Raw genomic sequence first — 24,480 nt, forward strand, 5'->3', positions numbered from 1 at the left:
TTTTGTAACGGAAACGGGGGAGGGAGTTCTGACGTGTCGTATGACCCAGTGGATTTAGCCCTTTCCGAGTCCGCTGGCAGCGGGAGTCCGCCGTTCCCGAGCCATCTCGACATTCCGGCTCCACGACTGGCACGTAGCATTCTGCTCGTCGTCCTGGCCTGCTTCACCGTCGTCATCTTCCTCGATGTGCTCGCCGAGCATCCGTCCGCGTACGCGGTGCCGTGGTGTGCGGCCGGCCTGGTGGCGGCAGTCGTGTTGCAGATGCGGCATTCGTCTCCTGAGGCAACGCGCTGGAGTCCGTCCCGCCGTGCGATCTCGCTCGGTCTGCACGCACTCGTCACCTATCTCCCGCTGCTGGTGATCAAGCAGGAGTGGGGCGGCATGGCGGGATTTCTGGCCGGGTCCGTCCTGCTGCTGGTTCCCGGTGCCCTGTCGTGGGTCCTGTTCGCCGCCGTGGTGCTGAGCATCCTCGTGCCCGGGATTCTGCTGGGCCTGGACACGCTCGACATCGTCTACCTGAGCGTGTCGACCGCAGTGATCGGTCTGATCGTCTACGGCCTGTCACGGCTCTCCGTTCTGGTGACCGAACTGATCGCCGCCCGCGAGGATCTGACGCGGCTGGCGGTCGTGCGTGAGCGGCTGCGCTTCGCCCGCGACATGCACGATCTCCTGGGGTTCAATCTCTCGGCCATCACGCTCAAGAGCGAACTCGCCCACCGTCTCGTCGCCGCTCAGCCGGAACGCGCCCGCACCGAGATCTCGGAGATCCTCGACATCTCCCGGCGAGCGCTCACCGATGTCAGGGGCGTGGCCCGCGGCTACCGCCGGCTTTCCGTGGCCACCGAGGCGCACCACGTCCAGGCGACGCTGACCGCGGCACGGATCAACACCGAGATCGACTTCCGTCACGGCCCCCTGCCCCCGCAGGCCGACACCGTACTGGCCATAGTCCTGCGAGAGGCGGGGGCCAACGTGCTGCGGCACAGCAAGGCGACTCGGTGCCGGATCACGACGACGGTCATCAGCAATGTGACGGACCGTATCCGGCTCTCGGTCCGCAACAACGGTGCGACTGCGCGTCTTTCCACACCCGTTGCGCCGCGCGCCGTCGGCGGCACCGGCCTGGCCAGCCTGACCGACAGGCTCTCCGCGATGAACGGCACCCTGACGTCAGGCATCACGGACGACGACGATTTCGAGCTGGTCGTCGAGGTTCCGTCCCACGCCGACCACCGCGCCGTTCGCGAGTGGACCGCGACGTCACAGGGCACCCCGATGGCCTGAGAGGCGGCCCCCTGCCCAGTAGTGCGCTCCACCGCATCCAACCCGAGGATCCATCTTCCCGTGCGGGAAGCCGTTGAGAGGGAACGGGGAAATGGAACTCCGCATCTTGCTTGCCGAGGATGTGCAGATGGTCCGCGGCGCCCTGGTCGCCCTCATCGAACTGGAGCACGACATGACCGTGGTCGCGGATGTGTCGAACGGCTCCGAGATCGTTCCGGTGGCCTTACGCGTCCGACCTGACGTGGCCGTCATCGACATCGACCTGCCGGGCTTCGACGGACTCACGGCGGCGGCCCGACTGCACGAGCAGCTGCCGTCCTGTCGCACACTCATCCTGACCAGCCTCGACCGCCCCGGCACCCTGCGGCGCGCCCTGGCCACCAATGTCGGCGGCTACCTCCTGAAGGACGCGCCGCCCTCCGAGCTCGCCTCCGCCGTGAGACGCGTGGCGGCGGGCCAGCGTGTCATCGATTCCGATCTGGCCCTCGCCGCCTGGCATGCCCTCGACGCGCCGCTCACCCCACGTGAGGTGGAAGTCCTCCGCCACGCGGCGTCGGGCGCCGTCCCGTCCGAGATCGCCCTCACCCTGAACCTGTCGGTCGGCACCGTACGCAACTACCTGGCGTCGATCGTGATGAAGCTGGGCGCGCGCAATCGCATCGACGCGATACGGCTCGCCACGGAAGCGGGCTGGATCCCTTAGGGGCTGTCCGGGCTCACCTCCCGTGCGGACACCGTCCCCTCCGCTGCCGGAGCCTCGGCCCACGGGTTGGTCGACATGCCGACGTCCATCGGCCCGAACAGCATGCCGAGGGCCGTCATTCCGCGGCCGAGGGGTGACTGCAGAAACCGCCACAGCCGGTCGTGCCAGGGTTCGTGGCAAGCCACGGGATCACCTCCGTGCCGATGCCGCGCCGACGCGCGGCCCGTGGCGAGGATCCGCCTCGCGGCTGGAGGTTCCTTGGAGCGGTGCTCGGGGCCGCGCTAGGCGCAGCCGGCCGCGACCAGCACGGCGACGTGCACACGCGTGGCACAGTTCGACTTGGTCAGAATGCGCTGGACATGGGTGTCCACCGTGCGTTCGGCGATGCTCATGCGCTCGGCGATCTGCCGGTTGGTCAGACCCGAGGCGACCAGCCAGGCGACCTCTCGTTCACGCCGGGTCAGACCCTGCAGGCTGGCCGGGAGCCGGCCCGGCTCCTGGTCGTGCCACCCGGCGGGAACACGGCCCCCGGTCGGCGCCGATCCCGCGCGGACTCCCCGGGCCACGCCGGATCCCCTGCCGGGTTCCAGAGCGGAAAGCATCCACAAGGCGGTGAGCGCACTGCCGCGCGCGCCCACGACACGGAAGGCGTCCACGGCCGCCAGCAGATGTTCCCTCGCGCCGGTTTCCCCCGCTTCGGCGTCCACGACCGCGAGAGCCAGCCGGACGTGGCCGCCCGCACGGACATCCCCGCAGTCCCTGAACAGTCGCTCCGCGGCGGCCAGTCGCGCCGTGGCCACGCCGGGCTCCCCCGCGGCCCGGTGCACGGCCCCCAGTGCGTAGCAGGCATACCCCTCCTCCCAGCAGGCGTCCTGTTCCCGTGCGGCGGAGAACGCCACGGTGAGCGCGGCCGACGCACCGGGGCAGTCGCCCAGGTGGAGCCGGGACAGGCCCGCGTTGACCCGTGCGCGCAGACCCGCCCCGAGGTCACCGGCGGCGGCGAGACGGCGTACCGCCTGCTCGGACTGCCGTAGCAGCTGGCCGAGTTGGCCGCGGAACGCCGCGTGCACCCGCTCCGGCCCGGGAGCGTCCCACAACTGCCAGAACTCGAAGTTCTCACCGGTCGGGCCCGGACCGGGCGACCGGTACGCGCGCGCTACCGGAACATGGATGCCGCTGTGCATGAACTCCCCCCGGACGACGCGATGCGTGAGGCGACGCGGCCGTTGTCCGAGCCCGCCTCCGCGCCGCATCCTGACACGGTTCGCCCTGCCCGGCCACAGACGGCCCGGTGGCAGGACCAGCCATTCGAGCGCCGTTCGAGTACGGCTGGAGCGAGCGTGGACGAAGCGGCTCGCCGTGCCCTCCCGGCACCGGGCGTCAACGTACGGCGGGATCCCCGGCCGGATGCGCGCTGCCGCGCAGACGCTCGGCATACGAGCGGCAGGCCGCGTAGGAGGGCAGCCGGCCGAGCCGCTCCGCCTCGGCCAGTGAGGGGGCGGCGGCGTCCCGCGCGGACAGGACGGGCGTCACGTCCTCGGGCCACCGGATGCCGATGTCCGGGTCGAGCGGGTGGATGCCGTGCTCCCGATCGGGCGTGTACGGCGTGGAGCACAGGTACACGGCCGTGGCCTCCTCGGTAAGTGCCATGAAGGCGTGGCCGAGGCCCTCGGCCAGGTACACGGCCTGCCGCTCGTGGTCGTCCAGGCGGACCGCCACCCACCGGCCGTAGGACGGCGAGCCGACCCGTACGTCCACGATCACATCGAGGAGGGCCCCGCTCACGCAGGTGAGGTACTTCGCCTGTCCCGGGGGGACGTCCGCGTAGTGGATGCCGCGCACGCCTCCGCGGCGCGTCACCGGGCAGTTGGCCTGGGCCACCGGAAGGTGGTGCCCCACGTCCCGGGCGAACTCGCGGCCGCTGAACCACTCCAGCGCGCTGCCGCGTTCGTCGTGATGGATGCGCGGCGTGTACAGCCACGCGCCTTCGATCCCCAGCTCCCGCACGGAAGAGTCCTCCCCCTACAGTGCCCGGCGATACCGCGCCCGGGTCCGGCCGCGGTGCCGGCAGCGTCCCATCCGCAGGTCGACACCGCCTCGAGCACGACCTGAGCACTCTTGTAGAACTCCTCGAGCGGGACTTCCTAGCGTGTCGGCCACTTCGACACCGGCGCTGGAAGGACCCACATGAGCACCGAGGCATCTGTGCGGACCCTGTATCTGGACCTGATGAAGAAGGCCCTGTCGGGTGTCCTCTACAACGACCCACCGGACGAGGCCACCCCCTCCCTGCCCGGCGAGTCCACCCCGCCTCCCGGGGTCTTCCTGGCCGAGCGGCGGGAAGGCGGCGAGGACTGGCCCACCACGGCCCACACCATGATCGGTGTCAAGCGTCTGGACAACCTCCAGGAGTGTGCGGAGCGGGTCCTCGCCGACGGCGTTCCCGGCGACTTCGTCGAGACCGGTGTCTGGCGCGGGGGCGCGTGCATCCTGCTCCGGGCCGTCCTGAAGGCGTACGGCGTCACCGACCGGCTCGTGTGGGCGGCCGACTCGTTCGAAGGCATGCCCGTAGCCGACGAGACGAGCGGCGGCCGGGACTTCCAGATGCAACTGCACAAGTACAACGAGGTGTTGGGCGTGTCTCTGAAGGAGGTTCGGGAGAACTTCCGCAGCTACGGCCTGCTGGACGACCAGGTGGGCTTCCTGCCCGGCTGGTTCAAGGACACCCTCCCCGCCGCTCCGATCGAGAAGGTGGCCGTGCTGCGGCTGGACGGGGATCTGTACGACTCCACCATGGACGCCCTGACACATCTGTATCCGAAGCTCTCCCCCGGGGGCTTCGTCATCGTCGACGACTTCGGGCTGCCCACGTGCGCTTCCGCGATCCACGACTACCGCGCCGCCCACGGCATCACGGACGAGATCACGCGCATCGACAGGTTCGGGGCGTACTGGCGGCGGTCGGCGCGGCCCGCAGCCGTGTGAGAGCCGCTCTTCGGAAGGATGTCGCACCATGATGCGGTACCGAGTGCTCGGCCCGTTCTCCGTCACCGTCGACGACAAGGCGCACACACCCAGTGCGGCCAAGGTGCGCCAGGTCCTGGCACTGATGCTGCTCCGCGCGGACCGCGTCGTCAGCCTGGACTCGATCATCGAGGAGCTGTGGGGGGACCACCCTCCGCGCAGCGCGGTCACGACGACGCAGACGTACATCTACCAGATCCGCCGGCTCCTGGTCCGGGCCGGTGGCGGCACGGCGCACGACGACCAGACCGTCCGCACCGTGCCGCCCGGCTACGGCTTCCGGGTCGGGCCGGGGCAGCTCGACTCCTGGGAGTTCGAGCAGTGTGTGGACCGGGCGCACGCGCTGCTGGACGAGGGCTGTGTCGACCGGGCCGCCCCGTTGCTGGCCCGGGCGAGGTCGATGTGGACGGGGCCCGTTCTGGCCGATGTCTGTCAGGGGCCGGTGCTGCGGCGTCATGCCGCGCGCCTGGAGGAGAAGCGCAACCTGGCGCAGGAGCTGAGCCTGACGGCGGACATGCGTCTGGGCCGCCACCGCGAGCTGGTGGCCGAGCTCAAGTCGCTGGTGATGGCGAACCCCTGTGACGAGTGGTTGCACGCCCAGCTCATGATCGCCCTGCAGCGTTCGGGGCGGCGTGCCGAGGCACTGGCCGCCTTCCACGACGTACGGCGGCTTTTGAACGACCAGTTGGGGATCCAGCCGTCGGGAGACCTCCGGAGGATCCACCAGGACATCCTCAAGGAGGACGCCCCGGCCCCATGAACCGCGGCGGCGGTGCTGCGTTCGGCTATCCCGGGTACGCGGGGTAGTCGACGTAGCCGTGGGCGTCCCCGCCGTAGAACGTGGCGGGGTCGGGGTCCGTGAGCGGGAGCCCGTCACGCAGGCGCTGCGGCAGGTCGGGATTGGAGATGAACAGACGGCCGAAGGAGACCAGGTCGCCGGCGTCCTGGCGGAGAACGGCACGCGCGCTTCCCAGCGCCACCGGGGTTCTGCGGTCCGAGGCGTGCGGATTGAGGATGAAGGTGGCTGGCCAGCGGTCACGCAGCCGCTGTGTGCCGATCCTGTCGAGCGTCTCGTACACGTGCAGGAAGGCCATGCCCACGGCTGCGACGGCGTCGACCAGCGCGGGATACAGCTCTTCGCTGTCGCGCTCGTCGATGTCGTTGAAGGCGTTGTGCGGGGAGATGCGCAACCCCACCCGGTCGGCCCCTACGGCATCGGCCACGGCCTCGGTCACCTCGACGACGAGCCGGATCCGGCCGGACAAGGAGCCGCCGTGGGCATCGGTACGCACGTTGCTGTTGGCCGCCAGGAACTGGTGCAGCAGCATGCCGCTGCCGCCGTGCAGCTCCACCCCGTCGAACCCGGCCCGCAGCGCGTTGCGGGCCGCGGCGGCGAAGTCCCGTACCGTTTCGGCCAGGTCCGCGGTTGTCATGGCGCGCGGGGTGACGAACTGCCTCGGCCCGTCGTAGGTCTTGGCCGTACCGGTGGGCCGTACCGGCGACGGTGCCAGCGGGATGCCGTCCCGTGGCGCGCCGGGCAGGCCCCGCAACAGGTCGGGGTGGCTGATGCGACCCGCGTGCATGAGCTGGGCGTAGATCCGGCCGCCCGCGGCGTGCACCTCGTCCGTGACGTGGCGCCAGGCGGCGGTCTGCTCCTCGGTGTGCAGTCCGGGAGTGGCGAAGAAGCCCTGCCCGGCCACGCTCGGCTGGATGCCCTCACTGATGATCAGTCCGGCCGAGGCGCGCTGCGCGTAGTACGTCGCGGCCAGGGGTGAAGGCACTCCGCGACGGTCGGCCCTGTTGCGCGTCAGGGGTGCCATCACCACGCGGTTCGGCAGGGTGAGGGCACCGAGTTTCACTTCGTCGAACAGATCTGCCATGGCCGGCTCCTGGTCGTGTGCGGTGGCGGGGGGCGCGTGCGCGCGTTCGTCGCGCGGCCGGCATCAGCGTCGGCGGCCTGCCTCGCACCACGGTCGAGGGCCGCCCCAGGGACCGTGCTCCAGGGATTTACGACCGGTGGGCCACATCCTCTGCGCGTCCACATCCTCCGCGCGTCCACGCCGTGCTTCCCGATAGTGAGGAGAACGCATGAAGGCCCTGGTTCTGTCGGGCGGTTCGGGCACCCGCCTGCGGCCGTTCAGCCACTCCATGCCCAAGCAACTGATGCCCATCGCCAACCGGCCGGTCCTCGAACACGTCCTGACCCGTGTGGTCGAACTGGGTGTCACGGAGATCGGCATCGTGGTCGGCAACCGCGGCCGGGAGATCGCGGACGCTCTGGGCGATTCCTCTCGGTTCGGGGCACGGATCACCTACATCCCCCAGGAGAGGCCGCTGGGTCTCGCCCACTGTGTCGCCGTCGCACAGGACTTCCTGGAGGACGACGATTTCTTGATGTTCCTCGGCGACAACATGCTGAGCCACGGTGTGACCGCGATCGCGGAGGACTTCCGTGTCCGCCGGCCCGCCGCCCAGCTCGTCGTGCACAAGGTCGCCGATCCGCGGCAGTTCGGCGTCGCCGAGGTCGAACCGGACGGCACGGTGGTGCGTCTGGTGGAGAAGCCCGCGGCTCCCCGCTCCGACCTGGCCGTGGTCGGGGTGTACTTCTTCACTCCCGCCATCCACGAGGCGGTCGCCGCGATCAGTCCCAGCGGACGTGGGGAGCTGGAGATCACCCACGCCGTCCAGTGGCTGATCGAGCGCGGGGAGGCGGTGTGCGCCACCGAGTACTCGGGGCACTGGAGCGACACCGGGCGCCTCGAGGACGTCCTGGACTGCAACCGGCACGTGCTCGACGGTCTGGCCGGCCGGATCACGGGCGAGGTCGACGGCCACAGCCGGCTGACGGGCCAGGTCGTGGTGGAGGCCGGTGCCCGTGTGTCCCGCTCGTACATCGAGGGCCCCGCGATCATCGGGGCACGCAGTACGGTGTGCGACAGCCGGATCGGGCCGCACACCTCCATCGGCCGTAACTGCGTCATCCAGGACGCCGGCCTCGGCTACTCGATCGCCCTGGACGGGGCGCGCGTCACCGGCGTCACCGGCGTCACCGGGTCGGTCATCGGCAGGGACGCCACAGTGACCTGTGTCTCCGGCTCCCAGCAGCGGCTGATCGTCGGCGACCACTCCACCGTGGTGGTGGCGGCGTGAGGATCCTGGTGACAGGCGGCGCCGGCTTCATCGGCTCCCACTACGTCCGGACCATGCTGGAAGGCGGCTACCCCGGCTACGAATCGGCCCGGGTCACGGTCCTGGACGCGCTGACCTACGCGGGCGACCGTGCCAATCTGCCCTCCGGGCACCCCGGACTGCGTTTCGTCCGGGGTGATGTGTGCGATCTGCCGCTGCTGCTCTCGCTGCTGCCGGGGCACGACGCGGTGGTGCACTTCGCCGCGGAGTCGCACGTGGACCGCTCGCTGGGGGATGCGGCCGCCTTCTTCCGCAGCAACGTCGTGGGCACCCAGACCGTGCTGGAGGCGGCGCTGGTGTCCGGGGTGGGTCGCGTGGTGCACGTCTCCACCGATGAGGTGTACGGCTCCGTCGAGCGGGGATCCTCGACGGAGGATTGGCCGCTGGCGCCCAACTCGCCCTACGCGGCGTCCAAGGCGGGATCGGATCTGGCGGCCCGCTCGTACTGGCGGACGCATGGGCTCGATGTCCGTATCACCCGCTGTTCGAACAACTTCGGGCCCTTCCAGCACGTGGAGAAGCTGATCCCGTTGTTCACCACCCGGCTGCTCGCGGGCCTGCCCGTGCCGCTGTACGGGGACGGCTCGAACGTACGGGAGTGGCTTCACGTCGACGATCACTGCAGGGCGATCCAGCTCGTACTGGAGCGCGGGCGCGCGGGAGGGATCTACAACGTCGGCAGCGGCGACGCCCACACGAACCTGGAGCTCGCCGAGCGCCTCGCCGGGCTGTGCGGCGCCGATGTCTCCCTGATCCGGCGGGTGGCCGACCGCAAGGGCCACGATCTGCGGTACGCGCTCGACGACGGCAAGATCCGCCGAGAGCTGGGATACGCCCCGCGTGTGCCGTTCGAGCGCGGTCTGGCCGACACCGTCTCCTGGTACCGGCGGCACACCGAGCGGTGGCCGCACACCATGCCCGTCCGGGCGGCGCTCGGCTGAGCCGGTCCGCCCGGCTCAAGCGCCGTTCGAGGTGGGGTTGCCAGTCTGTGTCCGGTGACCGGTTCGCCGGACCCTGTGCGCACGGTGCGCGGCACCTCCATCCACAGCACGTCACATCCGATCTCACCCGACAGGGAAGCGAGGGATTCACGGTGGTGGACATCACGCCATGGGGCACGGTGGACCGACTGGTCGTCGCGGCCGGCGGCCGTCAGGACCAGTTGGAGCAGGCGATCGAAGAGGCGGGTCCGGACCGCGTCGCGGAACTGCTGGCCGCCGAGATACGGATCAGGGCGGCGGCACCCGACGACGTCACCGATGTGCATCTCAATCTGACCATGGAGTTCCGTGGCAGTCTCTTCCGCCACCTGGTCTCCTTCAAGGAGGGCCGGATGTCGGTGGAGCCCGGCAGCTCCGAGGGGGTTCTGGCCGACGTCCGCTATGAACTGTCCGATCTCGTCCGTCTGTTGTACCCGCCGCGCGAGGGCATCCAGTCACACAGCCGCGATGTCCATGTGGTCACCTGGCCCTGGACAGGGCGGAACAACGAGTTCAGCCCCTTGTGGCCGGACAAGGTCATCCAGCGCGCCGCCCTTTCCCAGGAGCAGCGGGCAGCACTCGGCATGGCGCGGATGACCATCCTGTTCCGGGCCGTGCAGGCCGTGATCGCGGCCGCTTCCGACGGACCGGTGAGCCTCGACGAACTGGCGGCGTGCTACGGCTCGGACAAGTGGGGTGCCCTGCACTTCTACACCCCCCACTACGCGCGGCATTTCGGTCCGATGCGGTACGAGCCCATCCGCATCCTGGAGATCGGCATCGGCGGATACGACTCGGAGACGCTGGGCGGCGAGTCCCTCTACATGTGGCAGCGGTTCTTCCCCCGCGGCCTGGTCTACGGGCTGGACATCTTCGCCAAGCCCGGTGTCACCGGCCCCCGCATCCGGACCGTGGTCGGCGATCAGAACGACCCGGCGTTCCTGCGCGAACTCGCCGAGACGGCCGGCCCGTTCGACATCGTGGTGGACGACGGCAGCCATGTGAACGAGCATGTCCGAACCAGCTACGAGACGCTGTTCCCCCATGTGCGGCCCGGCGGCTTCTACGTCATCGAGGACCTGCACACGGCGTACTGGCCCGAGTTCGGCGGCGAACTGCCGCCCGGGTCGTCGGCGACCACGACCGGGCTGCTCAAGGACCTCATCGACGACCTACACCGCTGTGAACTCGCCGAGGACGACGAACGGCCCGCCGGAAACCATCCGTCCGACATCTCGATCTACCACAATCTGGCTGTCCTCAGAAAGGGGATCGCCCACGAGCGGGGCATTCCCGCCTGGGTCCAGCAGCGCGCGGACCAATGGATTCACCCCGGCCGGAAGTAGCCGGTCGGGCAACCAGGACATCTCGTAACTGTGGTACACCGCATGACAGTTACGACACCCCCTCCCTGATACGAAAGACGCACGTTCAGATGAGTGAGCCCAAACGAGTGACCTTCGGCCTCAAGACCACCCCCATGCATGTCGACTACGACGACATTCTGCGGGTGTGGCTCGAGGCGGACGAGATTTCTGAGATCGAGCATGCCTGGCTGTGGGATCACATGCTTCCCCTGGCCGGCCCGAAGGACGGGAAGATCTACGAGGGCTGGACGCTCCTGGCCGCGCTGGCCGCGCAGACGCGGCGCCTGCGGCTCGGACTCCTGGTCACCAGCAACCGCATACGCCAGCCGGCGGTTCTCGGCAAGATCGCCACTACCGTCGACGTGGTGTCCCGGGGCCGGCTGGTGATGGGCCTCGGCGTGGGTGGTACGCACCAGCCCGCGGGTGCCGGCGGAATCCTCGGCGACAACCCGGCCGTCGCCGAGTACGACGCCTACGGCCTCACCCTGGTGCCTCCCGGTGAGGGCATCGGGCGGCTGGAGGAGACCGTCAGGATCCTCAAGCGCATGTGGACCGAGAAGGAGTTCGACTTCGAGGGCCGCTACTACACGCTGAAGGGCAATCGCAACGAGCCCAAGCCCGTTCAGCCTTCGGGGCCGCCCCTGCTCATCGGCGGCTGGGGCAACCGGACACTGCGGCTCGTGGCGGAGCACGCCGACATCTGGAACATCCCCGGCCCTCCGCACAACCAGCTCGACTACATCACCGAACGCTCCCGTGTCCTCGACGAGCACTGCGCCGCCATCGGCCGGGACCCGTCCGAGATCAGCAGGTCCGTCCAGGTCGTCATCTCCTACGACAACATCGAGGCCTCCCGCCGGACCGTGCTCGAGCTGGTCCACGCCGGTCTCGACCACATCGTCCTGAGCCTGCCGCGCGGCTACCCGCAGGGCGTGGCCCAATGGCTGACGGACGAGATCATCAAGCCGGTGCGGGCGGAACTCCCGGGCGTATAGCGCCACTTCGTCGCTCCGGGCCCGGCCTGCTTCAGCAGGCCGGGCCCCTTTTTCCGTAACGGGACCATGTGAAGGGCCAGGCAACCATGACACGTGTACTGTTCACGACCGCCGCGATGGCCGCCCATGTCCGACCGGCCGTGCCCCTGGTCAAGGCACTGGTGAGCGGCGGCCACCAGGTCGCCTGGTACACCGAGCCGGAATTCGAGGACATCGTCACCGGCACCGGAGCCCGGTTCGTCCCGGCCCGGGCCGGGGTGGACACCAAGGACCTCCTGCACCGCACGGGGGGAAAGGGACGCGGGTTCTCCGGGCTCAACAGGCTGGTGCTGGAACTGTTCCTGAAGCCCATTCCGGCCCATGCGAAGGACCTCACGGCCGTCTTCGACGACCTTCGCCCCGACGTGGTCGTCTCGGACCACAGTTTCCGCGCCGGGCTGCTGGTGGCGGAGCAGCGGGGCATCCCCCGGGTGGCGTTCTCGGCGGGTCCGCTGAACCTGTCGAGCGTGGACACAGCGCCCTTCGGCCTCGGCTGGCAGCCGTCGTCGTCGGCCCTGGGGCGGCTGCGCAACCGTTTCACGGCCTGGCTGATGTACGGCGTCGCCTACCGGGAGCGCCAGCGGGTGCTGGGAGGAGTGCGCGCGGACATGGGGCTGCCGTCCCTTGGCGGATACAGCATCGACTGGGTGGCGCGCACCTGCGACCGGTATCTCCAGACGGGTGTTCCCGAATTCGAGTACCCCCGCAGCGACCTGCCCGTGTCGGTGGAGTTCATCGGCCCGACCCAGCCGGAGGAGGACGACACCGCTCCCCGGCCGCCGTGGTGGCCGCAGGTCCTGCGGGCCCGCGCCGCCGGCCGGCCGGTGGTCTTCGTCACCCAGGGCACGATAGCGACCGGTCTGGCCCGGCTCGTCCTGCCCGCGATCGAGGCGCTGGCCGAGGAGGACGTCCTGGTGGTGGCCACGACGAGCGGGCAGGATCCCGACACGGTGCTGCCCGCGGAGCGCCGGCCCGCCCATGTGCTCCTCGCGCCGTTCGTCCCGTACGGCGCGATCCTGCCGCTGACCGACGTCCTCGTCACCAATGGCGGCTACGGCGGGGTCCAGCATGCCCTGACCCACGGTGTTCCGCTCGTCGTGTCCGGGACGAGCGAGGACCGCATGGAGACCAACGCCCGTGTGGTGTGGGCCGGGGTGGGCATCTCCCTCAGGACCGACACCCCTTCGTCGGCGCGGCTGCGGCGCGCGGTCCGCACCGTACTGCGCGACCCGTCCTACCGGTCCCGGGCCCAGGCGCTGCAGCGCGCCTACGCGTCGCGGACCGGGACCGGCCGGGCGGCGGCCGCCGTCGTGGAGGCGGCCGCCTCGCGCCCCCTCACCGGTGGGGCCTGACGGCCGGGGACCGAGCGGCGGAGGCCGGCATCCGATGCCGGCCTCCGCCGGAGCCGGGCGTCAGGAGCACAGACCGCTGGGCGACGACGTGCCGCACGCGTTGCGCGAGAAGGCGATTCCGCTACCGGCGCCGTCCCACACGATGTCGTCCGGCCCGTTGTCCCGCAGCGCGTTCGACGTGACGCTGATGTTCCCTTCCTCGGTCGCGTCCGTCGGGTCGAAGGAGTGGCTGCTGACCACGACGATGCCGCCGGAGAGCGGGTCGGGGCCGACGTTGTCCGAGATGGCGTTCCGCCGGACGGTCGCGTGGGTCGCGCCGACCAGGATGACCCCGGACCCCTGAACGGCCTGGGGGAAGCCGTACTGGCCGGGGCAGTCGGCGTTGTTGGCGGAGAACGCGTTGTCCGCCACGTCGAGCAGCTCGCCGCCGGGGACACGGTAGCTGTCGGAGAAGGAGAAGAAGCCCGAGCAGCTTCCGGTCACCGCGTTGCGGGTCACGTCGACACCGGAGCTGTCGTAGGAGGAGATGCCGTAGGCGGAGCGGGTCACCTTGTTGCCCGTGACGACGGTGTGGGAGGCCGGGATGTTGTAGTTGCCGACGTAGACGCCCGCGCGCGCCACGTCGCTGATCACGTTCGCGCTGATCGTGCTGTTCTTCGAGACGGTGTCGGTCACGCCGTACGACGTGCTGTTGAGAATGGTGTTGCCGTAGGCCTCGGTACCGTCGGTCGCGGAGAGCGAGATGCCGACCTGGAAGCCGTCGATCCGCACTCCTGTGACCCGGCCGCCGGTGACGAACCCTGTGGCGTGCGAGGTGGGACCGTCGGTGCCGTCGACCGTGCCGCGGAAGCAGATGGCGGCCTGGTGCGCACCGCAGTGGTTGGTGGGGAACGTGGCCGGCGGCTTCAGGACCGTGCCGCCGGTGCCCGATCCCGCGCCCTTGATCGTGATGTTGTCCTTCTCGACCTGCACGCTCTCCTGGTAGGTGGCGGCGGCCAGCTGGATCGTGTCGCCCGGCTGGGCGGCGTCCACGGCAGCCTGGATGCTCTCTCCGGGGCCGACGGTCCGCACGGTCGCCGCGTGCGCCGTACCCGCCGTCGCCACCGCCCCCGCGGCGACCACGATGGCTGTGGCCACGGACAAGAACGTCTTACTCATGGATGCTCCTCGAAGAAGATGACATCGACTCGGCGCACTCGCCTCCGGGCGGGAGGGGGCGCGGGTCGGATCCAGCCACCACGGATGGCGGTCGGCCACCGACGATACGGCGACCGACGCCCGACAACATCAGTACAAAGGCGTACTCAACTCCTTCTGGCAGTCCGGCGGTTCGGTTGCGTCCGGCTCCAACGGCCGTCCACCCCGGCGCGAGCGCGAAGCCTTTGAATCCGTGCTGCTCCGGGCGTTCGAGGCCCGGCCTTGCGAGTAGATGGGGTGAGGGTGTGCGAGTCGTGGTGATCGGCGCCGGCGGACTGCTCGGCACCGCGTTCCGCCGGGTGGCCGGCGAACTTCCGGATGTCGACGTCCTGTTGCCCGGCAGGCGTGAACTCGACGTGGCGGACCGGCTCTCGGTCGAGAAGTACCTGGTCGGCAACAGCCCGGACGGCGTCGTGAACGCCGCCGCGCTGCTCCCGGCGGACCTGTGCGAAACCCATCCCCGCACCGCCTACGAGATCCACGCGCTCGGCGCGCGTTGGGTGAGCCGGACCTGTGACCGGATCGGAGCGGTCTCGGCCTACGTCAGCACCGACTTCGTCTTCGACGGGACGAGCGGGGACGGCTACGCGCCCGACTCCCCGACCCGCCCTGTGCTCACGTACGGGGTCACGAAGCGGGCGGGCGAGTCGGAGACCTGTCTGGGCACACCACGTCACCTCGTGCTGCGCACGGCGGGCCTGTTCGGGCCACCGCCGACCGGCTCCCGCGCCCGGCCGTGCTTCGTGGACCGGATCCTGCGCAAGGCCGACGAAGGTGAGCCGATAGGGGTCGTCGATTCGGTGGTGATGTCTCCCACCTACACCATCGATCTGGCCCGCATGACGTTCGCCATGCTGCTCGGCGACGCCGCTCCGGGCATCTACCACGCCGTCAACCTGGGTGCCGCCTCCTGGTACGAGGTGGCGGCGGCCGCGGTCCGGCTGTCGGGCCGGCAGGTCCCCGTGGCACGCCAGCAGGAGCAGACGCATGTGTCGGCGGGGCGCCCGACCCGCACTCCGCTGACCGGGGTCCTCCCGGGCCGGGCCGCCGAACACCAGCGTCCGTGGCAGGAGGCCCTCGCCGAGTACCTCCGGGAGTACTGGCCCGCGCCCGAAGGGCGGACACCGCACCCCGCGGCGCCGTCGGCGCAACGGCCCCGCGCCCGGACCTGACCGTTCCGACGCGTCGGCCGCCGTACGGTCCGCCCGTTCTCGAGGCGGGGCCGAGCCCGTAGTCACCGGTGCACCAGTGGGGTTCGAGACACGTTCGAGGGGAGGGGCGAAGACTCGAGTCGTTTTCCGAACCCGAGCGAAGGGGACTGGAGTGGCCGACTACCGGAGCTTGGCGGAACTTATGTGGGAGCGTACGGATTCCCTCGGCGACCGGACCGCGTACCTCAGTCTGCCGGTGGACGGCGGCGCGGCGGACCCGGAGCCGGTGACCTATCGGATGCTCGACCGCGCCGCCCGCTCTCTCGCGGCCACCCTGCAGCAACTGCCGGTGCGTCCCGCACGCGTCCTCGTGGCACAGGCACACGCCCGGCACGTCGCGGAGAGCCTCCTCGCCTGCTGGTATGCGGGGGCGGTGGCGATCCCGGTGTCGCCGGGCGGCGGGCGGCACCATACGGATCGGCTGCGGAAGATCCTCAAGGACGCCCGCGTCGACGCCGTCCTGTCCGACAGATCCGGCGCCTCGGAGCTCTCGCGGCAGCTGGCCTGGGCGGGCCAGGAGCGGGTCCCGTGCCTGGCGGTGGACGGCACCGTGCCGACGGACCCGGGCGACTGGCGGCGGCCTGGTCACGCGACAGCCGAGGCGGCGCTGATCCAGTACACGTCGGGCACCTCGGGGGAGCCGAAGGGCGTGCTGGTCTCCCACCGGAATCTGATGGCCAACCAGCAGGCGATCAGCCGCGCCTTCGGCACCGGCGACACGACGGTGGTCGGCGGCTGGCTGCCCCTCCACCACGACATGGGGCTCATCGGGCAGTTGCTGCATCCGCTGTGGCTCGGCACGAGCGGCGTCGTGATGGCGCCCTGGATCTTCGCCCACGAGCCCCTGCGCTGGCTGCGGATGATCGGCGAGCACGGCGTGACCGCTACCGCCGCGCCGGGCTTCGCCTACGACCTGTGTGTACGAGGGGTGCCTCAGGAGCGGATCGGCGAACTCGACCTCTCCGGCCTGGAAACGGCCGTGGTCGGTGCCGAACCGGTGCGCGCCGAAACCCTGCGGGCCTTCACCGAACGGTTCGCCGTGGCGGGTTTGCGGCGCGGCGCCCTGCGTCCCGCCTACGGACTCGCGGAGGCGACCCTGCTGGTCACCGCCACCGACCGTGATTCCGGGATCCGGGAGCTCGCGGTGGACGCCGGGGCGATGGAGGAAGGACGACTGGAACCCGTCGGCCACGGCGGCCGGCCGCGCACGCTGGTGAGCTGCGGGCGTCCGGTGGGCGCGCAGCTGCGGATCGTGGATCCGGAGAGCCGGGCCGTCCTGCCTGAAGGGGAGATCGGCGAGATCTGGGTTCGCGGCGACGGCGTGGCGTCCGGCTACTGGGGGCGGTCGCCGGACACCCGAAGGGTCTTCGACGCGCCTACCGGCGACGGCGAGACCGGGTTCCTGCGGACCGGAGACCTCGGTGTCCTGGACGGGGGTGAACTGTTCGTCACCGGACGTCTGAAGGACGTGATGATCACGGAGGGGCGGCACCTCCACCCGCACGACCTCGAACAGTCCGTGCAGAGCGCGAGCCCCCTGTGCGGCGCCGCCACGGTGTTCAGCGTGGCGGCGGAACACGAACACGTCGTCGTGATCCAGGAAGTGGCCCTGGGACACGGTGCCGACCAGGATCTCGGCCGGCTCGGCGAGACCCTTCGGAGCCGGCTCGCCAGCGACTTCTCGGTGACCTCCGCCAGCATCGTCCTGGTACGTCCGGGCACCGTCCGCCGGACCACCAGCGGCAAGGTGCGGCGCTCGCGGATGCGAGAGCTGTTCCTGAGCGGCTCACTGGATCCCCTGCACACGGATCTCGCGGCCGAGGTGCGGGAGCTGCTCTGTGTCGCCCGCCCGTGAACTGCGAGGACACCGCAAGGTCGAACACGTGAATATCTCACTGTCCGCTTCGATCACCCGCTGCGAAACTGTGCGCGTCGCTTCGCCCCTGCCCTGCACGAGTCGCCGAGGGAGACGCCCACCGTGGACATGGAGATCGGTTTGCTCGGTCCGATGTCGGCCACCGTTGACGGACGATCCATGTTGCCCAGTGCCAGCAAGCCCCGTCAGGTCCTCGCCCTGCTGTCCCTGCACCCGCGACGCGTGGTGCAGACGGAGGTCCTGATCGAGGAGCTGTGGGGAGCCGCACCTCCGCGCAGCGTGCTGACGACGCTCCAGACCTATGTGCTGCATCTGCGCCGCAAGCTGTCGGAGGTCCTTCCGCTCGGCGGTCCCCCGGCCAAGGACGTACTCGTGACGTCAAAGGGCGGATACCTTCTGACGATCGACCGCACGGACACGGAAGTGGGCCGGTTCGACGACTTCTTCGTCCGCGGTCAGCGGGCCTTCCGGGCAGGCGACTGCGTCGCCGCGGCACAACTGCTGCGCCAGGCGCTCTCTCTGTGGCGAGGTCCCGTCGTGGCCGACGCCCGGCACGGCCGCACCCTGGAGATCGAGTCGGTGCGCCTCGAGGCGGACCATCTCAGCGCCCGGGAACTGCGGATCTCCGCCGAGTTGCGGCTGGGCGGTCACCTCGCGCTGCTCGGTGAGCTGACGGCGCTGGCCGGGGCCTATCCGCTGCATGAGCGCCTGCACGGTCAGCTGATGCTGGCTCTGCACCGCGCCGGCCGTACCGCGGACGCCCTGGAGGCCTTCCACCGGCTGCGCCGCACGCTCATCCATGAGCTGGGCCTGGAGCCGGCTCGGAACATCCAGCAGTTGCACCAGGCGATGCTCTCCCCGGACACGGCGCCCATCGCCCAGGGCGGCGTGCTGGCGGAGGCCGTGCTCACCGGCTGACGCAGCGGCGCCCTCACCGGACCCGTGGGCTCCAGCAGGCGTCGAGTCCCCGTCCAGCCCCCGCGGTGACCGTTTGACCACACGCCCGATCCGTACCAGGGGCACACTGACGGAGCGGGCCATCGGATCATCGGATTCTCGGTCGGGGGCCTGTCATGATTCCCACTGTCGTCGCCCCATTCCCTACCGGCCTCCCGGTCCGCGTGCTGTGCTTCCACCACGCGGGCGGTGGGGCTTCCGCCTTCGCCTCATGGTCACGGGCCCTGGGCCCGGGCTGGGAACCACTGGGTGTACGGCTGCCCGGCCGGGAGACCCGGCTGCACGAGACCCGCATCACCCGGCACGACGCCCTGCTGGACCAGCTGGACCACGATCTCGCGCGGCTGCTCGATTCGCCCTACGTTCTCTACGGGCACAGCCTGGGCGGACTGGTGGCGTACGCGTTCGCGCAACGACAGACCCGGCTCGGGAACCCACCGCTGGCCCTGCTGGTCGGTGCCAGTCCTCCTCCTCATGTGCAGCCGACGCTCGCGCTGATGGGAGACACGGACGACCAGCGGCTCCTGGCCGCCCTGAGCCGGCTGGGCGGCATGCCCGCGGAGGTGCTGAACCGCACCGGGGTGCTGCGCCGGAAGCTGGAGTTGATCCGCGACGACCTGCGGCTGGCGAAGAGCCTGCGCGCGGCGTGCCACGAGCAGGTGGCCGTTCCCCTGCTCGCCTTCGCGGGCGACCGGGACCCCGTGGCCGACCGCTCCACCATGCTCGGGTGGTCCCGGTACACCACCGGCCCGTTCCACTGTCATGACGTACCGGCGGGTCATTTCTTCCACACCGACCCGGACTTCCCCGCTCTCCTCCGCACTCACCTCGCGCGGCTGCTCACCGGCTCCCCGCGCGCGTTCCCGGAATCATCCATGGACCACAGGGAGGCGCAATGACGGACATCAGCGTGCTCGGATCGCTGACGGTGACCCACGCGGGCCGTTCGATCGTGCCCACGGCGGCCAAGCCCCGCAAAGTGCTCGCTCTCCTCGCACTGCGCCCGGACCAGACGGTGTCGGTGTCGGCCTTTCTCGAGGAACTGTGGGAGCACCGCCCGCCACGCAGCGCCCTGACGACGCTGCAGACGTACATCCTGCGGCTGAGGCACCTCATCGACGAGGCAGAGCACTTCCGGCCGGGCGTCGGCGCGACCTCGCGTCCGCCGTCCAGAGAGGTACTGGCCACCTGGGGCAACGGCTATCTCCTGGGCACCCACGGCGGCCGTACCGACATCCAGGAATTCGAGCGGTTCGCCGCGGCGGGGCACCGGTCGATGGCCGAGGCCGACCACCGGGCGGCCAGCGACTCCTTCCGGCGTGCCCTCGCGCTGTGGCGGGACGAGGCGCTGGTGGATGTGCAGGCGGGGCCGCTGCTCGGCACGGCGATACGCCACCTGGAGGAGCAGCGGCTGAGTGTGCTGAGCCGGCGGGTCGAGGCGGATCTCCAGCTCGGCAGGCATCACGAGCTGCTGAGCGACCTGGCCAGTCTGTGCTCCCAGTACCCGCTGAACGAGGGGTTCCAGGCCCAGTACATGCTGGCCCTGTGCCGCGCCGGTCGCCGCAGCGACGCCCTGCAGACCTTCCAGCGGCTGCGCAGCCGCATCCGTGAGGAACTGGCGATGGATCCGTCCCCGGGCCTGCGCCAGTTGCAGCAGGCCATTCTCACCGGCGACGCCGGGCTGGATTTCTCCGAACAACCCCTGCACGAGTCGGCCCTGCGCATCGCGGGCTGACCGGTCTGGTCAGTCGGTATTCGAGCGCTCGTCGAGACCCGGTTGTCATCTTCGGTCCGCAACGGCGCGCCGCACCGGAGACCGGACGACGCAGGCGCTGGCGCCGGCAGAGAGAGCTGACAGAGAGGGAAGGTCATGGCACACACTGCAGCGGTGACGCGGCGGGTCGTCGTCACCGGCATCGGCGTGGTCGCCCCCGGCGGAGTCGGAACCAAGAACTTCTGGTCCCTGATCACCGAAGGACGTACCGCCACACGCACGGTGACCCTGTTCGACGCATCGGCCTTCCGTTCCAGGGTGGCCGCCGAGGTGGACTTCGACCCGGTCGTACACGGCCTGACCCCGCAGGAGGCCGGGCGCCTGGACCGGGCCACGCAGTTCGCTCTCGTCAGCGCCCGTGAGGCGGTCGCCGACAGCGGGCTCGCCGGTGCCCTCGACCCCACGCGCACCGGCGTCTCCATCGGCAGCGCCGTCGGTTGCACGACGAGCCTGGACGCGGAGTACGGCGTGGTCAGCAGCGGCGGCAGGGACTGGCTGGTCGACCACACCAACGCGGTCCCGCACCTGTACGAGTACCTGGTGCCCAGTTCCCTCGCGGCCGAGGTCGCCAGGGACTCCGGGGCCCGGGGCCCGGCCGCGGTGATCTCCACCGGCTGCACCTCGGGGCTCGACTCGCTGGGGCACGCCGTGGAGCTGATCCGGGAGGGCTCGGCCGACGTGATGATCGCGGGGGCGGCGGAGGCCCCCATCTCCCCGATCACCCTGGCGTGTTTCGACGCGATCAAGGCGACGACACCGCGCAACGACGACCCCGCGCACGCGTCACGGCCGTTCGACCGCACGCGCAACGGCTTCGTCCTCGGTGAGGGCGCCGCGGTCCTGGTCCTGGAGGAGCTGGAGCACGCCAGGCGCCGGGGCGCCACGGCGTACGCGGAGATCTCGGGGTACGCCTCCCGCTGCAACGCGTACCACATGACGGGGCTTCGCTCCGACGGCAAGGAGATGGCCGAGGCCATCCGGGTGGCCCTGGCCGAGGCGCGGCTGCCGGGCCACGCGGTGGACTACGTCAACGCGCACGGCTCGGGCACCAAGCAGAACGACCGGCACGAGACGGCGGCGTTCAAGCGCAGTCTCGGGGAACACGCCCGCCGGACGCCCATCAGTTCGATCAAGTCGATGATCGGTCACTCACTCGGCGCCATCGGCTCCCTGGAGGTGGCCGCCAGCGCCCTCGCCGTCGCCGGCGGTGTCATCCCGCCCACCGCCAACCTCCACGAGCCGGATCCGGAGTGCGACCTGGACTACACGCCGCTCACGGCGCGGGAGGGGCGGTACGACACGGTGCTCAGCGTCGGCAGCGGCTTCGGGGGGTTCCAGAGCGCCATGGTGCTCACCCGTCCGCGGCTGAAGGCGGCTGCCTGATGCGGGCGTTCGGCACCTCCCCGCTGACCGCCGGAGCCGCGGCCCCCACGGGTGCCGCCGTGGTCACCGGCATCGGGGTGGCCGCGCCGAACGGGTTCGGGCGCGACGCCTGGTGGGCGGCCACGCTCCGGGGCAGCAACGGAATCGCGCGCATCACCCGCTTCGACCCGTCGCGGTATCCCGTGCAACTGGCGGGCGAGGTTCCCGGGTTCGACCCCGCGGAGCACATCCCGAGCCGGCTGCTGCCCCAGACGGACCACATGACACGGCTGGCCCTGGCCGCCGCCGCGGAAGCGGCCGAGGAGTCCGGTCTCGATCCCGACGCGCTGCCCGAGTACGCGGTGGGGGTGGTCACGGCGAGTTCCGCGGGGGGATTCGAGTTCGGACAGCGGGAGTTGCAGGCCCTGTGGAGCAAGGGCGGCGCGCATGTCAGCGCGTACCAGTCCTTCGCCTGGTTCTACGCGGTGAACACGGGCCAGATCTCGATCCGCCATGGGCTGCGGGGGCCCAGCGGCGTGGTCGTGACCGACCAGGCCGGCGGCCTGGACGCCGTCGCCCAGGCCCGTCGGCACCTGCGCAAGGGTGTTCAGGCGGTGGTCACCGGCGGCGTGGACGGTTCGCTGTGCCCCTGGGGCTGGGCCGCTCACCTGGCGGGTGGCCGTATGAGCACGGTGGCGGATCCGGAGCGGGCCTACCGTCCGTTCCACCCCGACGCCGACGGCGAGATCGTCGGTGAGGGAGGAGCCATCCTCGTGCTGGAGGACGAGGCGTCGGCCCGCGCCCGGGGCGCCCACGTCTACGGTGAAGTGGCGGGCTGCGCGGCCACGTTCGATCCGGAAGCCGGTGCGTCGGGGCTGTTGCGAGCGGCCCGGACCGCCCTGCGGCAGGCGCAACTGGAGCCTTCGGACGTGGACGTCGTGTTCGCCGACGCGGCGGGACTGCCCGACGCCGACCGCGCGGAGGCCGAAGCCATCACCGAGCTGTTCGGGGCGCGTGGGGTGGCCGTGACCGCCCCGAAGACGATGACCGGACGTCTGCAGGCCGGCGGTGCGGCGCTCGATCTCGCCGCCGCCCTGATGTCCCTGAGGCACTCCGTCGTCCCGCCCACCGTCCATGTGGGGGACGGATCGCACGACCCACGGCTCGACCTCGTCTGTGACACCCCACGCCCCGGCCGGATCCGTGCCGCGCTCGTGCTCGCCCGCGGTCACGGCGGGTTCAACGCGGCAACGGTCGTCCGCGCACCGCACTGACCATCTGTCAGCCGAAGAGAGGAAACCGCATGTCCGCCTTCTCCCGCTCCGACCTCGTCCGGCTCCTGCGCGAGAGCGCCGGGGAGGAAGAACCGGGGCTTCTGGACGGCGACGTCCTCGACGTCTCCTTCTCCGACCTCGGATACGACTCGGTCGCCGTGCTCCAGTTGATCGGCCTGATCGAGCGCGAGCGGGGCATCCGGCTCGCCGACGAGACGGTCTCCGAGGCGCAGACGCCCCGTGCCCTCCTGGAGGTCGTGAGCACCGTGAAGGGGCAGGCCGCCGCCTGACGCCCCGCACGTCGGTCACCCGTGCGAAGGCCCACCGTCCGTGAGGAGGGTGGGCCTTCGGCCGTGTCCGGCCGGCGCGCCGGGTCGGCGTGATCAGACGAGGTCGTCCCGGGTGACCGCGCGATGGGTGACCAGCCAGCCCTGCGGACCCCGTTCGAGTTCGTCCTCGCACAGGGTGCTCAGGCGCAGGGCCGCCTGGCCGCCGCGCGGGATCTCGAAGACCAGCGCGTAGCAGCGCGCGCGTGCCTTCGTGCCGTCCTGGCCGTCCTGGCCGTCCTGGCCGTCCACCGCGACCATGCCGAGCCAGTGGCGGCGCCGGATGCCGGCTGCGGCGAGTTGCCCGTGCGCCGCGCCGGCCGCCGCCGCTATGGCCTCCCGGCCCTTCGTGGGCTCGGGGTGGGCGTTGGCGGCGAACACTCCCTGGGGAGCGAAGGTGGCGGCCCATTCGTCGACCCGGCCGTCGTCGAGCAGTTGCATCTGCCGGGCGTAGAACTGCTGGATCTCGTGGTAGGCGGCGCCGACACCGGCCGGAGGCTGTTCCGTCACTGTCATGGGGCATCCCTTCGCTTGGGTCCACGGGGCCGCGGGTGGCACGGCACCGCCGCCACGCTCGACGACCCGGCTCGCGACGGTGTCGAGGGCGGGTGGGGCGGCCCGCCGGGGATGGATCCCCTCTCCAGGTGTTTGCGAGCCGGTTCGGTCAACCTCGCCGACGACGCTCCACCACGCCCGGACGTACCGGGCGTCATCCGGACCGACAAGCGGAGGACAGCGTGAGCGAGCAGCGAAGAGTGGCTCTGGTGACCGGTGGCACCAGCGGAATCGGTCTCGCCGTGGCCCGGCAGCTCGGCAGGGCGGGCTGCCAGGTGTTCCTGTGCGCGCGCGGCGCCGACGACGTGGCCCGCACCGTCAAGACACTGACCGACGAGGGCCTGGAGGCGGACGGCACCACCGCCGACGTACGCCGCCCGGACGATGTGCGCGGCCTGGTGTCGGCTGCCGCCGCCCGCTTCGGTCCGGTGGACGTCCTCGTCAACAACGCCGGGCGCAGTGGCGGAGGCGTCACCGCCGACATCAGCGACGAGCTCTGGTACGACGTGATCGACACCAATCTCCACAGCGTCTTCCTCCTGACGCGGGAGACGCTCCGGCAGGGCGGTCTCGCCGCGCGCGGGTGGGGGCGGATCATCAACATCGCCTCGACCGGGGGCAAGCAGGGGGTTGTGCTGGGCGCCCCCTACTCGGCCTCCAAGCACGCCGTGGTCGGCTTCACCAAGGCGCTCGGTCTGGAACTGGCGAAGACGGGCGTCACGGTGAACGCGGTCTGCCCCGGCTATGTCGAGACGCCGATGGCCCAGCGGGTGCGTGAGGGGTACGCGGCCGCCTACGGCACCACGACGGACGACATCCTCGAGCGTTTCCAGAGCAAGATCCCGCTCGGCCGTTACTCCACGCCGGACGAGGTGGCCGGCATGGTCGGCTATCTGGTCTCCGACAGCGCGGCCTCGATCACCGCGCAGGCCATCAACGTCTGCGGTGGCCTGGGCAATTACTGATCCCGCGTCCCTCACACCCGCCCCGCCCCGCACCGCACCGACCTTCGGGA

Annotated in this window: 24 protein-coding genes; 18 read left to right on the forward strand and 6 right to left on the reverse strand. The window is 70.7% G+C overall.

The features are described 5' to 3' along the window. Positions 1-33 precede the first annotated feature (33 nt). Both ACFPIH_RS00270 and ACFPIH_RS00275 read left to right on the forward strand, forming a co-directional pair. Positions 34-1,284, forward strand: a complete 1,251-nt coding sequence (locus ACFPIH_RS00270) for a sensor histidine kinase (RefSeq protein WP_381165927.1) — start codon at positions 34-36, stop codon at positions 1,282-1,284. Between the two features lie 91 nt (positions 1,285-1,375). Further along, positions 1,376-1,987 (forward strand): response regulator transcription factor, encoded by a 612-nt coding sequence (locus ACFPIH_RS00275; protein WP_381165929.1) that lies wholly within the window; start codon positions 1,376-1,378, stop codon positions 1,985-1,987. Here ACFPIH_RS00275 and ACFPIH_RS00280 read toward each other — a convergent pair. The 3 genes from ACFPIH_RS00280 to ACFPIH_RS00290 form a co-directional block, all read right to left on the reverse strand. Then, a complete protein-coding gene (locus tag ACFPIH_RS00280; protein WP_381165931.1) occupies positions 1,984-2,172 on the reverse strand; it encodes a hypothetical protein in 189 nt (62 codons plus the stop codon). The genes ACFPIH_RS00275 and ACFPIH_RS00280 overlap by 4 nt on opposite strands. 96 nt (positions 2,173-2,268) lie before the next feature. Beyond that, positions 2,269-3,171 (reverse strand): helix-turn-helix transcriptional regulator, encoded by a 903-nt coding sequence (locus ACFPIH_RS00285; protein WP_381165933.1) that lies wholly within the window; start codon positions 3,169-3,171, stop codon positions 2,269-2,271. A 196-nt stretch (positions 3,172-3,367) separates the two neighbouring features. Continuing rightward, on the reverse strand, positions 3,368-3,994 hold the full coding sequence (locus ACFPIH_RS00290) for a dTDP-4-dehydrorhamnose 3,5-epimerase family protein (RefSeq protein WP_381165935.1): 627 nt from the start codon (positions 3,992-3,994) through the stop codon (positions 3,368-3,370). A 180-nt stretch (positions 3,995-4,174) separates the two neighbouring features. Here ACFPIH_RS00290 and ACFPIH_RS00295 point away from each other — a divergent pair, with 180 nt between their 5' ends. Together ACFPIH_RS00295 and ACFPIH_RS00300 are read left to right on the forward strand one after the other, a co-directional pair. Then, positions 4,175-4,972 (forward strand): TylF/MycF family methyltransferase, encoded by a 798-nt coding sequence (locus ACFPIH_RS00295; RefSeq protein WP_381165937.1) that lies wholly within the window; start codon positions 4,175-4,177, stop codon positions 4,970-4,972. 28 nt (positions 4,973-5,000) lie between these two features. Then, the gene (locus ACFPIH_RS00300; RefSeq protein ID WP_381165939.1) at positions 5,001-5,771 is read left to right on the forward strand and encodes an AfsR/SARP family transcriptional regulator; all 771 of its coding nucleotides are present in this window, start codon (positions 5,001-5,003) and stop codon (positions 5,769-5,771) included. A 25-nt stretch (positions 5,772-5,796) separates the two neighbouring features. Here the strand turns inward: ACFPIH_RS00300 and ACFPIH_RS00305 are convergent, their stop codons facing one another. Beyond that, entirely contained in the window at positions 5,797-6,891 is a 1,095-nt protein-coding gene (locus ACFPIH_RS00305) for an alkene reductase (RefSeq protein WP_381165941.1), read from the reverse strand. A gap of 208 nt (positions 6,892-7,099) precedes the next feature. On the opposite strand from ACFPIH_RS00305, the gene ACFPIH_RS00310 reads away from it, so the two are divergent. The 5 genes from ACFPIH_RS00310 to ACFPIH_RS00330 all read left to right on the forward strand — a co-directional run bounded on the left by ACFPIH_RS00310 (position 7,100) and on the right by ACFPIH_RS00330 (position 12,933). Beyond that, positions 7,100-8,161 (forward strand): glucose-1-phosphate thymidylyltransferase, encoded by a 1,062-nt coding sequence (locus tag ACFPIH_RS00310; protein ID WP_381165943.1) that lies wholly within the window; start codon positions 7,100-7,102, stop codon positions 8,159-8,161. Next, complete coding sequence (gene rfbB, locus ACFPIH_RS00315) at positions 8,158-9,141, forward strand: dTDP-glucose 4,6-dehydratase (protein WP_381165945.1); 984 nt, start codon at positions 8,158-8,160, stop codon at positions 9,139-9,141. Before ACFPIH_RS00310 ends, rfbB begins: the two co-directional genes overlap by 4 nt. Before the next feature lie 155 nt (positions 9,142-9,296). Further along, complete coding sequence (locus ACFPIH_RS00320) at positions 9,297-10,526, forward strand: class I SAM-dependent methyltransferase (protein ID WP_381165947.1); 1,230 nt, start codon at positions 9,297-9,299, stop codon at positions 10,524-10,526. 89 nt (positions 10,527-10,615) lie between these two features. Then, a complete protein-coding gene (locus ACFPIH_RS00325; protein ID WP_381165949.1) occupies positions 10,616-11,542 on the forward strand; it encodes an LLM class flavin-dependent oxidoreductase in 927 nt (308 codons plus the stop codon). A gap of 86 nt (positions 11,543-11,628) precedes the next feature. Continuing rightward, positions 11,629-12,933 (forward strand): glycosyltransferase, encoded by a 1,305-nt coding sequence (locus tag ACFPIH_RS00330; protein ID WP_381165951.1) that lies wholly within the window; start codon positions 11,629-11,631, stop codon positions 12,931-12,933. A 60-nt stretch (positions 12,934-12,993) separates the two neighbouring features. On the opposite strand, the gene ACFPIH_RS00335 is transcribed toward ACFPIH_RS00330, so the two are convergent. Then, a complete protein-coding gene (locus ACFPIH_RS00335; RefSeq protein WP_381165953.1) occupies positions 12,994-14,091 on the reverse strand; it encodes a right-handed parallel beta-helix repeat-containing protein in 1,098 nt (365 codons plus the stop codon). 293 nt (positions 14,092-14,384) lie between these two features. Between ACFPIH_RS00335 and ACFPIH_RS00340 the strand changes: the two genes are divergently transcribed. The 8 genes from ACFPIH_RS00340 to ACFPIH_RS00375 all read left to right on the forward strand — a co-directional run bounded on the left by ACFPIH_RS00340 (position 14,385) and on the right by ACFPIH_RS00375 (position 22,874). After that, on the forward strand, positions 14,385-15,302 hold the full coding sequence (locus ACFPIH_RS00340) for an SDR family oxidoreductase (protein ID WP_381165955.1): 918 nt from the start codon (positions 14,385-14,387) through the stop codon (positions 15,300-15,302). A 181-nt stretch (positions 15,303-15,483) separates the two neighbouring features. Continuing rightward, positions 15,484-17,196 carry a fatty acyl-AMP ligase gene (locus tag ACFPIH_RS00345; protein ID WP_385875904.1) on the forward strand — a complete coding sequence of 571 codons (1,713 nt, stop codon included), beginning with the start codon at positions 15,484-15,486 and terminating at the stop codon, positions 17,194-17,196. A gap of 180 nt (positions 17,197-17,376) precedes the next feature. Next, positions 17,377-18,135 (forward strand): AfsR/SARP family transcriptional regulator, encoded by a 759-nt coding sequence (locus ACFPIH_RS00350; RefSeq protein WP_381165959.1) that lies wholly within the window; start codon positions 17,377-17,379, stop codon positions 18,133-18,135. Between the two features lie 155 nt (positions 18,136-18,290). Beyond that, positions 18,291-19,073, forward strand: a complete 783-nt coding sequence (locus tag ACFPIH_RS00355) for a thioesterase II family protein (RefSeq protein WP_381165961.1) — start codon at positions 18,291-18,293, stop codon at positions 19,071-19,073. After that, positions 19,070-19,909, forward strand: coding sequence for an AfsR/SARP family transcriptional regulator (locus tag ACFPIH_RS00360; protein ID WP_381165963.1), 840 nt, complete (start codon positions 19,070-19,072; stop codon positions 19,907-19,909). Before ACFPIH_RS00355 ends, ACFPIH_RS00360 begins: the two co-directional genes overlap by 4 nt. A gap of 135 nt (positions 19,910-20,044) precedes the next feature. Beyond that, positions 20,045-21,331 (forward strand): beta-ketoacyl-[acyl-carrier-protein] synthase family protein, encoded by a 1,287-nt coding sequence (locus ACFPIH_RS00365; protein WP_381165965.1) that lies wholly within the window; start codon positions 20,045-20,047, stop codon positions 21,329-21,331. Next, on the forward strand, positions 21,331-22,584 hold the full coding sequence (locus ACFPIH_RS00370) for a ketosynthase chain-length factor (protein WP_381165967.1): 1,254 nt from the start codon (positions 21,331-21,333) through the stop codon (positions 22,582-22,584). Before ACFPIH_RS00365 ends, ACFPIH_RS00370 begins: the two co-directional genes overlap by 1 nt. A 29-nt stretch (positions 22,585-22,613) precedes the next feature. Then, positions 22,614-22,874, forward strand: coding sequence for an acyl carrier protein (locus ACFPIH_RS00375; protein ID WP_381165969.1), 261 nt, complete (start codon positions 22,614-22,616; stop codon positions 22,872-22,874). A gap of 93 nt (positions 22,875-22,967) precedes the next feature. On the opposite strand, the gene ACFPIH_RS00380 is transcribed toward ACFPIH_RS00375, so the two are convergent. Beyond that, complete coding sequence (locus tag ACFPIH_RS00380; protein ID WP_381165971.1) at positions 22,968-23,426, reverse strand: nuclear transport factor 2 family protein; 459 nt, start codon at positions 23,424-23,426, stop codon at positions 22,968-22,970. A gap of 221 nt (positions 23,427-23,647) precedes the next feature. Between ACFPIH_RS00380 and ACFPIH_RS00385 the strand changes: the two genes are divergently transcribed. Then, complete coding sequence (locus ACFPIH_RS00385; protein WP_381165973.1) at positions 23,648-24,430, forward strand: SDR family NAD(P)-dependent oxidoreductase; 783 nt, start codon at positions 23,648-23,650, stop codon at positions 24,428-24,430. Positions 24,431-24,480: the final 50 nt, after the last annotated feature.

This window comes from Streptomyces vulcanius, from assembly GCF_042653945.1.
GTDB classification, from domain to species: Bacteria; Actinomycetota; Actinomycetes; order Streptomycetales; family Streptomycetaceae; genus Streptomyces; species Streptomyces mangrovi.